This is a genomic window from Paenibacillus yonginensis (assembly GCF_001685395.1).
Taxonomy (GTDB): Bacteria; Bacillota; Bacilli; order Paenibacillales; family Paenibacillaceae; genus Fontibacillus; species Fontibacillus yonginensis.
Window position 1 is genome coordinate 1,418,520 of the sequence record NZ_CP014167.1, and the last position, 15,406, is coordinate 1,433,925.

A 15,406-nucleotide genomic window follows, 5' to 3' on the forward strand; every position below is an offset into this window, starting at 1 on the left:
CTCCGTATGGCCTGCAAACTAATTTTATAAAAGAGTTGACAAGAAACGGAATAAGGAGTATAAATAAATTGTGGAAAATATAGTTGTTCAAAATTAAATTGGGAATGCGATTCAACGACTATTTCTTCAAGGCTGGACCGATCGCCTTTGTAACAAGAGAGGAAGCAGGTCCAGAAGGTTTTAAGTGGATAAGGGCTTATTTTTTTGACTAATGTATCGTTGACAATTTAATTGCTAACAACTAAAATGAGTGGGGGAATTGAACATGTATAAAGCAATCGTAATCGGTACAGGACCGGCGGGACTAACAGCTGCCATCTATCTGGCTCGGGCCAATCTTCAGCCTTTGGTTATCGAAGGGGATCAACCTGGCGGGCAGTTGACAACAACAACTGAAGTTGAGAACTTTCCCGGGTTTCCGGAGGGCATCCTTGGACCGGACCTTATGGACAATATGAGAAAGCAGGCGGAACGATTCGGCGCAGCTTTCCAAACCGGCTGGGTCAAGGAGATCGATCTGCAAAACCGGCCATTCACGCTGCGGCTGGAGAACGGGGAGACCTTGACGACGGAAGCCCTGATCGTTTCCACAGGGGCATCGGCCAATCTGCTGCATATTCCGAATGAGATGGAGAACATCGGCAGAGGCGTCAGCACCTGCGCGACTTGCGACGGCTTCTTTTTCCGGGGCAAAAAGATCATCGTGGTCGGAGGAGGCGACTCCGCTATGGAGGAAGCTCATTTCCTTACCCGCTTTGCCAGCGAGGTGCGGGTCGTACACCGCAGAGACGAATTGAAAGCTTCCAAGATCATGCAGGATCGGGCCCGGGCCAATGAGAAAATCGAGTGGAGCCTGAACCGGACTCCGCTGGAGGTTGTGGAAGGCGAACACGGGGTTACGGGACTCAAGGTGCTGAACAACGAAACCGGCGAAACCGAAGTCATCGACACGCAGGGAATCTTTGTAGCGATTGGACATCGTCCGAACACGGCTTTCCTGAATGGTCAACTCGAGACTGATGCGAACGGTTATCTGGTAGTTCAGCCGGGCACTTCCGCCACAAGCATTCCAGGCGTATTTGCCTGCGGCGATGTGAAGGACCCTGTTTATCGTCAAGCCATTACTTCGGCGGGCAGCGGCGCCATGGCTGCGCTGGATCTGGAGAGATTCGTAGAGGAGCATCCTGTATCTTCTCCCGCTGTGCAGGAGGTGGTCTAATCCTTGTTGCTTTGACCGTCAAGCCTGCTGCACAACAAAAAATATAAAACATTTATTGGAGGAATTTTATAATGGCACAAGAACGTACTGGAGTAGCAACTTTTGGAGGAAACCCAATTACGCTGATCGGACCTGAATTGAAAGTGGGCGATAAAGCCCCTGATTTCCGAATTAACAAAGACCTGGTAACCGAAGCCGGCTTGTCCGATTATAAAGGCAAAATCAAACTGATTTCGGTAGTTCCTTCTCTGGACACGGACGTGTGTGACGCGCAAACCCGCCGTTTTAACGAGGAAGCGTCCAAACTCGGCGACAACGTGGTCGTATTGACGGTTTCCGTGGACCTTCCGTTTGCACAAAGTCGTTTCTGCTCCGTTGCGGGAATCGATAAATTGGAAACCTTGACCGACTACAAACATCGTTCATTTGGCGAAGCTTACGGCGTATTGATTAAAGAACTTCAGTTGGAAATGCGCTCGATCTTTATCATCGATGCCGACGACACGATCCGTTACGTGGAATATTTGGGCGAGATGGGCAACCATCCGAACTATGAGGCGGCCATTTCTGCTTTGAAACAACTGGTTTAATTCTGACTGGAAAGGATCAGCGGCTGCTGCGGAGCTGCCGCCCTTCAGGCTTGAAAAGCGGTGATCGGGGACGTTTCTTGCGTCTTCCGGTCGCCGCTTTTTTATTTTGCTTATGTAAAATCAGCGATTAAGCCTTGGGTTGACTTTACAAAACGCTTCGTGATACATTGTGTATATACGATATTCACAATTTACGAAGGAGGCAGGTTATGCTGGCGTTAGACATTCGAAATTTGAGCAAAAAATACTCCGACTTTCAGATAAAAGACGTCTCATTTCAGTTGGAGAAGGGTTATATCATGGGGTTTATCGGTGGCAATGGCGCCGGGAAAACAACCACGATAAAATCGATCTTAAACCTGATTCAAATCGATAACGGCGAGATCTACGTTTTTGGCAAGAATATGGCGGAACACGAATTGGAACTGAAGCAGGAAATCGGGTGCACCTTCGGCGATATTGATTTCTATACACGCAGCAAGATAAAAACGATGACACGTATCACAAAGAAGTTCTATAAGAATTGGAATGACGAAACGTATTATAACTATTTGCATAGATTCAAATTGGATGAAAACAAAAAAATTGCCGAATTGTCTACAGGAATGAGAGTCAAATACAGCTTGGCCCTTGCTTTATCCCATGGCGCGAAGCTTCTTATCCTGGATGAACCGACAAGCGGACTCGACCCTGTTTCAAGAGACGAGCTGATCGATATCTTCCAACAGCTTATCGTTGATGGCGAGATCAGCATTCTGTTCTCCACTCATATTACATCCGACTTGGAGAAATGTGCGGATTTTATAACCTTTATTGAGAATGGACAAATCTTCGCCAGCTCCGAGAAAAATGATTTTAAGGATTCCTTTCGTTTGCTCAGCGGCAGCGAGGACCAGCTGCACCAGGTAAAGGAACAGTTAATTTCCTACAAAATAAACTCTTTCGGCTTTACCGGATTGATTCATACCAAAGACCTCAAGCCATCCTCCGAGCTAAAGGCAACCACGCCAAGCCTTGAGGAAATCATGATTTATTTCGCGAAAAAGGAGGATGTACATGTATAATTTGGTGATGAAAGATTTGAAATTAGGCGTAAATCCCTGGTTCCTTGTATTGCCTTTATTTACGGGGGCCTTGATGTTTGTTCCAGGCTGGGTTTATTTTATCGTCCCGCTTTATTTCTGTTTCATAACGGTGCCGAATATGTTTGGCGGATTTAAAAGTCAGAACGATTTGGTGTTTAGTACAATTATGCCCGTGACCAAAAAAGACATCGTAAAAGCCAGAATCACCGTTGTTGTCATTCTGGAGCTCTTGCATCTGCTTGTTGCCATGATCTTCAGCCTGTTTACGCTTCGGTTATACCCGAATCTCACTTATTTTTTCTTTGTGCCGCACACGGGTTTTTGGGGATTATGTTTCATCATGCTTGGGATCTTCAACCTCGTATTTCTGCCCATGTATTACAAAACGGCCTATAAGTATGGAGCGGCAACCGTTGCATCCATTACGGCCGCCATCCTTTTTGCTGGAGTCGCCCAATGGGCCGGAATAAGCAGTCCGTGGATGAACGGTATTTTTTATGGCTCCGGTACAAATCATACGTTGCAGCAGCTCTCCATACTGGCCCTAGGCATTGTCATTTTTATTGCTTTCACTCTGATTGCTTACCGGATTGCGGTGAAACGATTCCTAAAAGTGGAGATATTATGAACGTAACGATTTTGAATACATCCGAGAAACCGATCTATCAGCAGATTTATGAACAGATCAGCGCTCAAATCCTGAAAGGCGAGTTGGAAAGCGGTTATTGCTTACCGCCTATTCGGCAGGCGGCGCTGGAGCTTAGAGTCAGCGTCATCACCGTAAAGAAAGCCTGGGAAGAACTCGAACGAATAGGTTTGATCAATACGGTAACGGGGAAAGGATGTTTTGTAGCAGAATTTACCGCGGAAGAGATGTCGCGAATACGCAGCGAAATGATTCTGAAGCAAATGGAAAGCGACGCCTCGTACTACAAATCCTTTGGCGTCACCCTGGATGAAATGGTGGAGCTGTTGAAGAAGATTTATTGACGGCTTGACCGGTGATGAGCGTTTTTACATGTTAGTCGGATAGCTTCAGCAGGCGCTTAAATGGGCGCCTTTTTTGCGCTGCTGTTTGACTTTATTGTTATTCGGTTCGCAAGCCAAAGAAGACCCCCGGGTCCGCTATTCTGCGGCATTCGAGGGCCTTTGATGTAGGGCTAATCAGGCCTGCTTGGTTCTAAGCCGCTGCCCGCGTCTGGAGGACCAAAGGCGGAACCCGGTCAGCAGAGCGGCAGCCGTGCTGATGCAGGCCGAGGTCATAAACACAACATGCATGCCTGCAATAAAGATGTCCGGTTGCCCCGGAATCAGGCCGGTCACGCGGTGCCCCGCTTCCGAGCTCATTACACCGAACAGGGTTGTGGTAGCTACCGTAATACCCACCACCATCCCCACGTTTCGGATCAGGGAGTTGATGCTGCCAGCGATCCCAAGCTGAGTCTTGGGAATCCGCGACATGACCAGCGAGTTGTTCGGTGACTGGAAGACGCCGTTGCCGAAGCCCAGCATGGCGATCCATAAGCCGACCAGCGGAATCGGGCTTCCTTCATGCAGGTTGGCCAGGCCCACCTGAGCAATGACGGTCACGACCAGACCCGCGAAGGTCAGCAGCTCGGAACCGATTTTGTCCGATAAGGCGCCGCTCAGCGGAGCCACGATCACCATCATAATCGGGAACAGCATCAGCAGGAAGCCGGCATGAAACGGCGACAGATTCAAGATGCTCTGCGCGTAAAAAGGCGCAATGATGTTGTAGCAAAAATTGCCTACGAAGACGAGGAAACCGCAGGTAATGCTTAAAGAAAACAACGGATTCTTAAACATAGTCAGCTGGAGCAAAGGATTTTCCTTCCGTGATTCGACCCAGAGAAAAACACCCAGACTCACAACGGCCAGGATCAAAGCCGCCACGATCCTCGTGTCTCCATATCCGTATTGCTGGCCGAGCAGCAGGCCGGAGAACAAAGCCAATATAAACAAGGTAAACAAGAGACTGCCTTGGCTGTCGATTTTCACCTTCAGCTTCGTATAGTCCTTAGGCAGGACCCGGACCCCGAAGATAAAAGCAAGGATTCCAATCGGCAGGTTGACCCAGAAAATATACTCCCAGCCCAGCGCCGAGACGATAACCCCGCCCAGACTTGGACCGGCGATACTGCCCAGCGAAACAAAAGTTCCGACCAGGCCCAGCGCCCTGCCCCGTTCGGTGCTCGGAAAAATATCGGTGACAATCCCTTGGCTGTTCGCCATGGTCATTGAGGCTCCTACGGCCTGAATCAGACGGGAGGCGATGAGGAAGGGAAGGCTGTGGCTTAACCCGCACAAAGCGGAACCGATAATAAAGATCACCATGCCGATTTTGAAAATTTTGATTTTACCGATGATATCTCCCAGTTTGCCGAAAAATAAAATCGCCGCACAGATCGTCATCAGGTAGCTGGTGACCACCCATTCCGTTTGCGCTACCGGCAGGTTCAGCGTTTTGGAAATGACCGGAAGCGCGATGTTGACGATACTTCCATCGAGCGTAGACATGAAAGTAAACAAATTCATGACGATCAGGATAATCCAGCGCCTTCTCTGTATATTCGGATCGTCCTGGTAGGTCTTCCTGGGGGTTGCTGCTTGACTCATCAATATAGACACCTCTGTTTCATAAAAGAGTAGGTAGTTGCGTCCGCAACTATCTGAACATTTCTTAATGTACTCCGATTTTGTTGCGGGTGCAACTGAATTGGGGTAAACTTTTTCTCAAACCGGTTCAGCCGGATTGGTATTCCGAAGGAAGGTGCGAGTGTGAAACAGCCATCCATGGGGAAGCTTATTTCCCTGATCAGCCGGGTTAACCAAAGAAAGCTTGCCAGCCAGTTAAAACCGTTCGGCATCGGAAGCGGTGGCGCCCATAGCTATTTAAAAGCCATTCTCCAGCGTCCCGGGCAAAGTCAGGAACAGCTTACGGGCGATTTGAAATTCGATAAAGCCACGACTACCCGCACGGTCAGGCAGCTTGAAGAAGCCGGATATATCGAACGCAGGTCCGATGAGAAAGACAGGCGCTCCATCCGGCTGTATCCGACGCAGAAGGGGCAGGCTTTTGCCCCGACGCTGCAAGCCATTCTGGATGAATCGAACAGCCGGCTGACCCGGGATTTGACCGCAGAAGAGCGGGATCAGCTGGTACAGCTTCTTCAGAAGGTGTATGGCAGCCTGCTGGATCAAACCGAAGGAAAAGGCTTGTCCTGATGGTAGAATGAAAATTTGTTTAGCTTACTCTTCTAACCCGTTTGCAACATGCCATCCTTTAGGTCGAAAGTACGACATAATAGGAGGGAATCCTCACCCCGTTGCCGAATATTGGTATATAAATTGATATTCCCGGGGGAGATTTTGTGGCTAAAAGAAGAAAAAGCAAGGCGGGCCAAAGAGAAAACTTATTTAAAGTAATAATGGGACTTTCTTTTATTTTACCCTGTTTCATCGTATTATCAGCAACCAATGATTTGGCTGCAGGGTTATTGGCCGGAATGCTGGGAGTGGGCGTTGCTATAGGAGTCATAATTTATGTTGCAGTCTCGAAGGTAGCCAAATTAAAACGTTCGGGTATAGCTGAGATTGATAAAATGGATGGATACCAGTTTGAAAAATTTCTCGGCCATTTATTTCGATCACAAGGATATAAAGCTGAAGTTACTCAATCTTCTGGAGATTTCGGTGCTGATCTTGTATTAACTAAGGATGGAATTCGAATTGTAGTCCAAGCCAAAAGGTACAGCAAAAATGTTGGCCTGAAAGCCGTCCAAGAAGCTCATAGTGCGATGGCACATTATTCAGCATCCGAAGCTTGGGTTGTCAGTAACGCTGATTATACGGATCAAGCTTATAAATTAGCTCGGTCTAACCATGTACGTTTAATTAACCGAGACCAGCTTATTGAAATGCTTTTGGATATGCATTCCACAAAGAGCAAGTCCAAAAGGACTCCAGCACAGAATGCAAATTTATAAAAAAGAGGAAGTAATAGCTTATTGCTGTGTTCACTTTTCGAATTATCGGGTCAGCCAACGGAATTAATGTCAGTGGGATGATCACACGAATTAACCTTATAGCCAAACCCAAACAGCCTGCCGATCCGGGAGGCTGTTTCTTATGGTACGCCCAGCATGGGCGTCATCTCTAGGGTGAAAGTCCCGAATGGGGGCTGGCGAGCGCCTACCATTAGCCAAGGGCAAGGGTGTCCATCGTGAGGTGGAATCTGAAGGAAGCCGGAGGCAAAAGCACGAGCCAAGGTACACGAACTGGATTTGAGGCAGGAGCAGTCGGATGAGTTGCCCATACACAACGAAATCCAAAGCCGCCAAGGGCTAATCCTGTAGACTCCAGTGGTTGCGGGCGGAAAGATGACGTTCTTATCTGGGGAGGCCTGCCGGATAGGCAAGAAAAAAAAAACTTGTAACCGTAGCCGAGAGGCTACGCTGAACCGGCAGGAGTCAGCAGAGGCCATAGTACGTAAGCTGTTGCAACAGCCTACGGAAGGGCTGAACCGAAAGGAGAGAGGAAACCGATGCGTTCGTACGAAGAGCAACGACAGCAGAATATCTCGCCAGAGAGCTTGCGGCAAAGAGAAGCGGTGAAGCCGCCAGGGTATGCCGGAGCGCCGAGTTCTTTGTCGGCACAAGTCGCCCCTTCCTCTCGCGAAGCAAAGAACAACTTGCTGGAGCGAATGCTCGAAGGAGATAACCTTCGGCTCGCCTATAAACGAGTGGTAGAGAACGGAGGAGCGCCCGGTGTGGACCAAGTAACGGTAGCGAATCTACAAGCTTACTTGAAAACACACTGGGAATCGGCGAAAGCTAAACTTCTAGCAGGTACCTACAGACCTGCGCCAGTCAAACGGGTGGAAATCCCCAAACCCGGAGGCGATGTACGGCTGTTAGGCATCCCGACCGTGATGGACCGCTTTCTCCAGCAAGCCCTTTTACAAGTCATGAACCCGATCTTTGACACGCAATTCTCGTGGTATAGCTATGGCTTTCGACCGGGAAAGAGTGCCCACGACGCCGTGAAACAAGCCCAAAGATATATCCAAAGCGGCCTGAGATGGGTCGTGGATCTCGATCTGGAGAAATTCTTTGACCGGGTAAACCACGACATACTGATGGCAAGAGTGGCGCGGAAAGTGGAGGACAAAAGAGTGCTGACACTGATCCGTGCCTACCTGAACGCTGGAGTGATGGTAGATGGAAAGCTGGAGCGCAGCCGAGAAGGAACGCCGCAGGGTGGGCCCCTGAGTCCGCTTTTAGCGAACATATTGCTGGATGACTTGGACAAGGAGCTAATGGAACGAGGACTGCGATTTGTCCGCTATGCGGACGACTGCAACATCTTCGTCGCCAGCAAACGTGCGGGCGAACGCGTCATGGAGTCGGTAACACGCTTTGTAGAAGGAAAGCTGAAACTGAAAGTGAATCGAGAGAAAAGTGCGGTAGACCGCCCGTGGAACCGAAAGTTCCTCGGCTTTAGTTTCCTGAGGGATAAGAAAGCGACAATTTGTTTAGCCCCACAAACCATCTCGCGATTCAAGGAGAAGGTACGGGAGCTGACGAGCCGAACGCGGTCGATGTCCATGGAAAACAGGATTATGCAATTAAACCGCTACCTCATCGGCTGGATTGGATATTTCCGAATCGCATCGGCGAAGAGCCACTGTGAAAGATTCGATCAATGGATTCGCCGCAGACTGCGTATGTGCTTATGGAAGCAGTGGAAACGGGTACGCACTCGAATCCGTGAGCTTAGAGCACTCGGCGTTCCAGAGTGGGCTTGCTTTGCGATGGGCAACTCTAGACGAGGTGCATGGGAAATGTCCCGAAACACAAACAACGCCCTTCCGACTTCCTACTGGGAAGCGAAAGGGCTGAAAAGTTTGCTTTCTCGTTATTTGGAGCTTTGTTAACCTTTTGGAACCGCCGTATGCGGACCCGCATGTACGGTGGTGTGAGAGGACGGGGGTTAGTCACCCCCTCCTACTCGATTGTTTCGATTCCATTTTTAAGCGTGACCAATGTCACAGCAAGGTTCCTGACGCTATTTTATAATTACCCACAATTGAGAATGATTATCATTATAGAAGGTGAACATATGAAATTAACGGATGCCGGAATTGGCGAAGCCGTCCGGATTCTGGACCTGTCCTGCCGGAGCCGGCTGGTCAGCCGCCGACTAAACGATTTAGGCGTAATGGAAGGAATCGTAGTTCATGTGGAGCAGAAGCTTCCCTTTGGCGGCCCCTTTACGTTGGAAGCGGATGGACAGCGGATCGCAATCCGCCGCCGCGAGGCCGAGGAAATCCTCGTGAACCCCGTATGATGGAGGTTGTATTAGCAGGGAATCCGAATACGGGGAAAAGCTCGCTGTTCAACATGCTGACAGGCTCTTACGAATATGTAGGAAACTGGTCGGGCGTTACGGTCGAGAAAAAGATCGGCAAATTAAAAGGGGACCGGGGAAGGCTGACCGATCTGCCGGGCCTTTATTCGCTGAACCCGATCTCGCGGGATGAGGCGGTGGCTTCCCGTTTTCTGATCGACGAACCCTTTGATTTTATTCTGAATGTAGTAGACGCCTCCCAGCTCGAAAGAAACCTAAATTTGACGATGCAGCTGCTGGAATGCGGAAAACCTCTGGCAATCGGGCTGAACATGATCGACGTGGCCAAGCAGAAGGGCTGCCACGTTCAGGTGGACCGTTTATCCGACCTGCTGGGCGTCCGGGTGGTGCCTTTGGTGGCCCGCACCGGGAAAGGCTGCGATCAGCTGCTTGGCATGCTGGCCGCAACCTCAAGAGAATTGGAGCAGGCAAGTACAGAAGCGGATTCGGGAAATATTTTTTCTAAAACGGAGCCTTATCTGGTTCCATACGGTGATGTGGTGGAAGAGGGGATTGCCAGGCTGATTCGGTTGATGCCTCCTGAAATTCGGTTTCCGCGCTGGATGGCGGTTCAATTTTTCGAAGGGAACCCGGTAGTGCGCGATTTATTGGCGGCCCATGTAGACCCCGAACAGCTGGATTCGCTGCTTCGGTGGGCGGAGCTGGAAATTGCTCAACGGGATGGGGCCAGAACCTTATCTCTCTATATCCGCAAGAAACGGGCCGAGCATATCGCCATGCTGGTGAGACAGTGCACGGTTCAAACCCGGGGGGAGGCCAGCTCGCTCACGGAAAAAATCGACCGAATTGCCACCCATAAATTTTGGGGCATTCCGTTTTTTCTGTTCTTTATGTATCTGACATTTAAATTGACTTTTGAGTGGGTAGGCAGCCCGCTGTCGGATCTGCTTGACGGCTTCATTAACGGTCCCTTGAGGAGTGGAACGGGGTGGCTGCTGGACCGCATGGGGGCGGGGAGCCTGATCCAGGCGGTCATTTTTGACGGGATATTTGCAGGCGTCGGCGGAGTGCTTGTTTTTGTGCCGCAGATCTTTATTCTGTTTTTCATTATTTCTTTTATTGAAGATTCCGGCTATATGGCGAGGATTGCTGCGGTGATGGACCGCCTGATGGAGACGGTTGGCCTGAACGGCAAAACCTTCATCCCGATGATCATCGGCTTTGGCTGCAACGTCCCGGGCATTATGGCAGCCAGAACGATTGAACAGCCGAAAGAACGGCTGCTTACGATTATTTTGACGCCGCTGATGTCCTGTTCGGCTCGTCTGACGGTCTACAGCTTGTTTGTGGGGATTTTTTTTTCAGGCTCATCAGGCGTTTATTGTGCTTTCCTTGTATGTGCTGGGAATCGTGGTCGCGCTTGTCTTGGCTAAGCTGTTCTCAGGAACGATCCTGAAGGCGGAAGAGTCCATGTTTGTCGTGGAGCTGCCGCCTTACCGGATTCCGCAGTGGAGAACCTTGTCCCGCAGCACCTGGGAGAAAGGCAAAGGTTTCGTCCGCAAGGCAGGAACGTTCATTTTTGGCGGATCGGTGCTGATTTGGATTCTCGGATATACGGGGCCGCATGGCTTCGGCGTGCCGATGGATCAAAGCTTTTTGGCGAAAATCGGCGGAGGGATCGGTTATTTACTGACCCCGCTTGGTTTCGGGAGCTGGCAGACCGGGGCGGCGCTGATTACAGGTTTTCTAGCGAAGGAAATTGTGGTTTCCACCATGAATATTATTTACGCCGTTCCGGATACGGCCTCGCTGCAGGGGCTGCTTGCCGGCCATTTTACGGCGCTGCAGGCTTACGGGTTTATGGTTTTTATTCTCTTGTATGTTCCTTGCCTGGCGACAGTGGGGGTGATCCGGAAAGAAACGATGTCCACCCGCTGGACTCTATTTTCCGTCTCGTATTCTCTTGTCATCGCTTATTTCATAACCCTGTTGATCGTCCTGGCAGGCAGGGCTTTGGGTTACCACTGAGAAGCAGAATTTTTCAAGGAACGATAACGAAAGGTAGGGGTTAAAATGGCTGCCAGCCTTGTGCTCGGACTGTTGATCTTCGGTTATGCCGCTTGGACTCTAGTTTCCTTCATCCGCAAAAGCCGGAAGGGAAAATGCGCGGCCTGCTCCATGAACAAAAACTGCGGAGCGTCAGCATCCTGCGGCAAAACGAAGTAGGCGGAAGAAGTTAAAAGAAAGCTTTGCGGTATTTCAATAGAAAAATGTATGATTCTCCTGATAGATTCGTGGATGCCTTGCTAGATTCCCCGCATAAGATAAAGTGCAACAAGAAAAGGAGGAATGAAACATGGCTATCTTATTACCGCTGCAAACGTTTAACATCGGTCCCGGCATCGGCAAATCCTATTTCGAAGATTTGCTCGGGGGCACGGACGCAACCGTTACTGTCAATAACCTTGGCGCCGCTCCGGTTGACCTGGTTCTGTACCCGGTTAATTCTCCGGTGCTCACTTACACCGTACCTGCGGGTACAAGCCTTACCATCGGTGTCGGCCTGCTTTTGGTCGCCGGGCTTCTGACCGGACCGGCTGCCGGCACGGTAGGCACGATTCAGATTGCCACAACTGATTTCTAAATGAAGGGATATGCTTATGGCGGTTCCTCGTCTTTCACGGCGGGGAACCGCCTTTTTGATGATGCATCACCCAATCCTTTTAGCCGCCATATATAAACCGCTCAAGAGTCTCCAGCGTCTCGCTTATGTCCGGGTTTGAGTTGTCGAGCTCCAGCACGCTGGACTTCGGGATCGGCCAGGCTAACCGGCGGGGACCCAGCGAACGGCTGAAGGTTTCCCAGTTTGTCAGCTTCCAGTTGTCGAGCGGGGAATGCCGCTCTTCGATTCTGGAGCGGTACAACGCTTCGCTGGAAAGGCTTACAAGAACAACTTTGACTTCTACCTCCGCCAGCGTTCGGCCGATGCGCTGCAGTTCATCTTCAATCCAGCTCTTCACAGCCGTCTCCTTGGTGAAAGGACCAATGACAAAAACATCCGTATCCAGCGCCACATTGTCCAGAGCCGCGTCCATCGTAATCCGGTAACCCAGATCGCGGCACAGCTCTTTGTAGACAGCTGAGTCCCGGTCGGACGGGTCCAGGCCATGCAGGCTCATGATGGCCTCGGCTGCTGGTCTTAGCAGCACATCCATATCCAAAAAAGCGGCTTTGCGGCGTTGGCATAACGCCTTGGCCAGCGTTGTTTTTCCAGCTCCGGCAGGTCCCAGAAAAAATATCAGTTTGTTCACCTTTGTTCCCTCCCAAAGCATGTCCGCATTATCGGTGGGCTGCTTACTTATCATATTAAAAAACAAATTTGCCCGCTAGTAGGGAACGTTAAATTTTTTCCATAACCAGGGAACCTGGATAGGCATTTGCACATAGGATAAACCGACAAGGATCAGTCAGAAGGAGGAAACGTCTTGGCGGTTGTAAAGGCAAATTCGGAAGACGTTAAGCTGCTGGCCCGCCTGATGCGAGCGGAAGCGGAAGGAGATCTTGATCTGGGCATGTTGATGGTCGGAAATGTCGGAGTTAACCGCATTTTAGCCAACTGCCTGGATTTCAAGGGCATCCGGACCATGGACCAGATGGTATTCCAATCGCCCGGCGGGTACGAATCAACGCAGAAAGGTTATTTCTACCAGAGAGCCCGCGAAAGGGATATCCGTTTGGCGCAGCGCGCCATCAACGGAGAAAGAACGTGGCCGGCTACCAATGCTTTATGGTTTTTCCGTCCGGCGGGGGATTGTCCGCCAACCTGGTATAACCAGCAAAATGTAGGCAGATACAAAGCCCATTGCTTTTTTGCTCCGGAGGCAGGGGAGTGTCCGGCAGTATATTGAGCTAGTTCAGGCGATGCGCCAACATGTATGTTTATTCATTCATTATTAACCATCTGATTTAAGGAGGAAAAGTTCAATGTTTAACCCGAATTACCGCGCTTCTTATCCTTATGGAGGCACTCAGACAGCTATGCCTACTCATATGGGAGGTACACAGGCTCAAACGGCTATGCCAACGCAAACGGGGGGCGGCAGCATACCGCCGTCGCTGAGCGGCAACCAGATGACACAAGGAGGAGCGGTGGTTGTCTCGCCAACGCCTACTTATGAGCAGTCTTATATTGAAAACATTTTCCGCATGAATCTCGGCAAAGTCGGTACCTTTTATATGACGTATGAGAACAACAGCCAGTGGAATGCGAAAATTTTCCGGGGTGTGCTGGAAGCGGCGGGACGTGACCATATCATTATCAGCGACCCTAAAACCGGCCAGCGTATCGTGATGCTTATGGTGAATTTTGATTATGCCACCTTTGATCAGCCGCTTAACTATACTTATCCAGGTGTGATCGGCAATCCGCCTACCGCAACAAGACGGGGCTAAAAGGCGTAAAATGACGAACCTTCTCCACATTTGGGGGAGGTTCTTCCGTTTTTGCTGAGTTTCTGTACTATTACGGGGTTTGACTGTGTAGTGTATAAATATATAATGAAGTTAAAGATTTATGAAAAAGTTGACACATCTTTTCTGAAAGGGGGTGGAACCATTGGGAAGTTGCTGCTAAAGTCGATTCCGTTGCTTGCTTATGATCCATATTTTAATCCGCGAAGGAGGTGCTCCTACTCACCGCCTGCAGATGCGGGAGTAGGATTAAGGATTGAGTGACCCTTTACCGAGTCTTTTACATTTGGTATTGATTTTATTATTGGTGATTTTAAACGGTTTTTTTGTATCGGCGGAATATGCGATCGTCAAGATTCGCGGCGGCCGGATCGATACGCTTGTTGAAGAAGGAAGAAAAAAATGCGGCTGCGGCCAGAAGCATCATTAACCATCTGGATGGTTACTTGTCGGCCTGTCAGCTGGGGATTACGCTCGCCTCGCTTGGGCTTGGCTGGGTCGGGCAGCCGGTGGTGGCGTCCTTCCTGCAGCCTTTGTTTGAAACGTTCGGCTGGAAGCAGGGCTGGACGTACGGAATTTCGTTTGTTATTGCGTTTCTCTTTATTGCCGTCCTGCACATTGTGCTCGGCGAGCTTGCACCCAAGACAATCGCGGTGCGCAAGGCAGAGGAAGTTACTTTGCTGTCGGCGAAGCCGATGAAAATTTTTTACCGAATCATGTATCCATTTATTTGGATCGTTAATGGTCTTGCCAATTGGCTTCTGGGCTTGCTTCATATTAAACCCGCCAGCGAGCAGGATTATTTGCATACCGAGGAAGAAATCCGGATTATGATGAAGGAAAGCAGCGAAAGCGGTTTGATTGACAGCGCTGAAATGAAGCTGGTGGACAACATTTTTGATTTCGCGGCAACAACGGCGCGGGAGATTATGATCCCACGTACGGAAATGATCTGTTTATACGTGAACAATTCGCTGCAGGAAAACATCGATATCGCTGTGGGCGGCATGCGGACGCGTTATCCTCTGTGTGATACGGACAAAGACCATATTATCGGTTTTATCCATATCAAGGATATGATCCGTTCGGATTGCAGCGATCTCAGGGAGCTGCTTCGTCCCATACTGGCAGTGCCTGAATCGATTTCCATCAGCGATTTAATGAAACGCATGCAGAAAAGCAAAACGCAAATCGCAATCCTGATAGATGAATATGGCGGAACATCGGGACTGGTTACGCTGGAAGACATCATGGAGCAAATCGTAGGCGAAATTCAGGATGAGTTTGACGAGGAACGTCCGGGTATTGAGCAAATCGAAGAAGACGTTTATTCGGTTGACGGTCTGATGCTGATTGATTCAATCAACGACCGGTTCAATCTGGAGATGGATTCAGAGGACTATGATACGATTGGCGGCTGGCTGTATGCACGCATCGAGGTTCTCCCGCCGAAGGTAGGGCAGAGCGCTGAATTTGGCGGCTACCTGTTTACGGTTGAGGAGACGGACAACAAGAGAATTTCGCGCGTCAGACTGCTCAAACAGCAGTTTATTCCGCTTGAGGAAGCGGGCGCTTGATGAAATAGAAGCAGGCAGGTTGAATAGCAGTTAAGAAAGAGAAGGTGAAAGGGCGCGGCGGCTGGCCGCGCTTTT

Annotated in this window: 15 protein-coding genes and 2 pseudogenes; 15 read left to right on the plus strand and 2 right to left on the minus strand. The window is 49.9% G+C overall.

The genetic code is table 11. From position 1 onward, the window contains the following. Window positions 1-265 precede the first annotated feature (265 nt). The 5 genes from trxB (at window position 266) to AWM70_RS06555 (ending at window position 3,884) form a co-directional block, all read left to right on the plus strand. Window positions 266-1,219, plus strand: coding sequence for a thioredoxin-disulfide reductase (gene trxB, locus AWM70_RS06535; RefSeq protein WP_068694877.1), 954 nt, complete (start codon window positions 266-268; stop codon window positions 1,217-1,219). A gap of 71 nt (window positions 1,220-1,290) precedes the next feature. After that, on the plus strand, window positions 1,291-1,809 hold the full coding sequence (gene tpx, locus AWM70_RS06540; protein WP_068694878.1) for a thiol peroxidase: 519 nt from the start codon (window positions 1,291-1,293) through the stop codon (window positions 1,807-1,809). 209 nt (window positions 1,810-2,018) lie between these two features. After that, window positions 2,019-2,873, plus strand: a complete 855-nt coding sequence (locus AWM70_RS06545) for an ABC transporter ATP-binding protein (protein WP_068694879.1) — start codon at window positions 2,019-2,021, stop codon at window positions 2,871-2,873. Continuing rightward, window positions 2,866-3,522, plus strand: a complete 657-nt coding sequence (locus AWM70_RS06550; RefSeq protein ID WP_068694880.1) for an ABC-2 transporter permease — start codon at window positions 2,866-2,868, stop codon at window positions 3,520-3,522. Before AWM70_RS06545 ends, AWM70_RS06550 begins: the two co-directional genes overlap by 8 nt. Beyond that, entirely contained in the window at window positions 3,519-3,884 is a 366-nt protein-coding gene (locus AWM70_RS06555) for a GntR family transcriptional regulator (RefSeq protein ID WP_068694881.1), read from the plus strand. Before AWM70_RS06550 ends, AWM70_RS06555 begins: the two co-directional genes overlap by 4 nt. 174 nt (window positions 3,885-4,058) lie before the next feature. Here AWM70_RS06555 and AWM70_RS06560 read toward each other — a convergent pair whose 3' ends face one another. Next, window positions 4,059-5,531: an MFS transporter gene (locus AWM70_RS06560; protein WP_068694882.1), complete on the minus strand. Its 1,473-nt coding sequence runs from the start codon at window positions 5,529-5,531 to the stop codon at window positions 4,059-4,061. A 162-nt stretch (window positions 5,532-5,693) separates the two neighbouring features. Between AWM70_RS06560 and AWM70_RS06565 the strand changes: the two genes are divergently transcribed. The 7 genes and pseudogenes from AWM70_RS06565 (at window position 5,694) to AWM70_RS06595 (ending at window position 11,928) form a co-directional block, all read left to right on the plus strand. Continuing rightward, the gene (locus tag AWM70_RS06565) at window positions 5,694-6,140 is read left to right on the plus strand and encodes a MarR family winged helix-turn-helix transcriptional regulator (protein ID WP_068694883.1); all 447 of its coding nucleotides are present in this window, start codon (window positions 5,694-5,696) and stop codon (window positions 6,138-6,140) included. Between the two features lie 146 nt (window positions 6,141-6,286). Beyond that, window positions 6,287-6,901, plus strand: a complete 615-nt coding sequence (locus AWM70_RS06570) for a restriction endonuclease (protein ID WP_237167847.1) — start codon at window positions 6,287-6,289, stop codon at window positions 6,899-6,901. Window positions 6,902-7,458: 557 nt separating this feature from the next. After that, a complete protein-coding gene (gene ltrA / locus AWM70_RS06575; protein ID WP_068694884.1) occupies window positions 7,459-8,850 on the plus strand; it encodes a group II intron reverse transcriptase/maturase in 1,392 nt (463 codons plus the stop codon). 185 nt (window positions 8,851-9,035) lie between these two features. Then, complete coding sequence (locus AWM70_RS06580) at window positions 9,036-9,263, plus strand: FeoA family protein (RefSeq protein WP_068694885.1); 228 nt, start codon at window positions 9,036-9,038, stop codon at window positions 9,261-9,263. Further along, window positions 9,260-11,312: pseudogene (gene feoB / locus AWM70_RS06585) on the plus strand (ferrous iron transport protein B). The gene AWM70_RS06580 and the pseudogene feoB overlap by 4 nt, the downstream one beginning before the upstream one ends. Before the next feature lie 45 nt (window positions 11,313-11,357). Beyond that, window positions 11,358-11,510 carry a FeoB-associated Cys-rich membrane protein gene (locus AWM70_RS06590; protein ID WP_068694886.1) on the plus strand — a complete coding sequence of 51 codons (153 nt, stop codon included), beginning with the start codon at window positions 11,358-11,360 and terminating at the stop codon, window positions 11,508-11,510. A 130-nt stretch (window positions 11,511-11,640) separates the two neighbouring features. Then, window positions 11,641-11,928, plus strand: a complete 288-nt coding sequence (locus AWM70_RS06595; RefSeq protein WP_068694887.1) for a hypothetical protein — start codon at window positions 11,641-11,643, stop codon at window positions 11,926-11,928. A gap of 79 nt (window positions 11,929-12,007) precedes the next feature. Here the strand turns inward: AWM70_RS06595 and AWM70_RS06600 are convergent, their stop codons facing one another. After that, the gene (locus AWM70_RS06600; RefSeq protein WP_068694888.1) at window positions 12,008-12,595 is read right to left on the minus strand and encodes a P-loop nucleotide/nucleoside kinase family protein; all 588 of its coding nucleotides are present in this window, start codon (window positions 12,593-12,595) and stop codon (window positions 12,008-12,010) included. A gap of 174 nt (window positions 12,596-12,769) precedes the next feature. Between AWM70_RS06600 and AWM70_RS06605 the strand changes: the two genes are divergently transcribed. The 3 genes and pseudogenes from AWM70_RS06605 (at window position 12,770) to AWM70_RS06620 (ending at window position 15,331) form a co-directional block, all read left to right on the plus strand. Further along, window positions 12,770-13,192, plus strand: a complete 423-nt coding sequence (locus AWM70_RS06605; RefSeq protein ID WP_068694889.1) for a cell wall hydrolase — start codon at window positions 12,770-12,772, stop codon at window positions 13,190-13,192. Window positions 13,193-13,268: 76 nt separating this feature from the next. Then, a complete protein-coding gene (gerQ, locus tag AWM70_RS06610) occupies window positions 13,269-13,736 on the plus strand; it encodes a spore coat protein GerQ (RefSeq protein WP_083180149.1) in 468 nt (155 codons plus the stop codon). A gap of 274 nt (window positions 13,737-14,010) precedes the next feature. After that, window positions 14,011-15,331, plus strand: a pseudogene (locus AWM70_RS06620) (hemolysin family protein). Window positions 15,332-15,406: the final 75 nt, after the last annotated feature.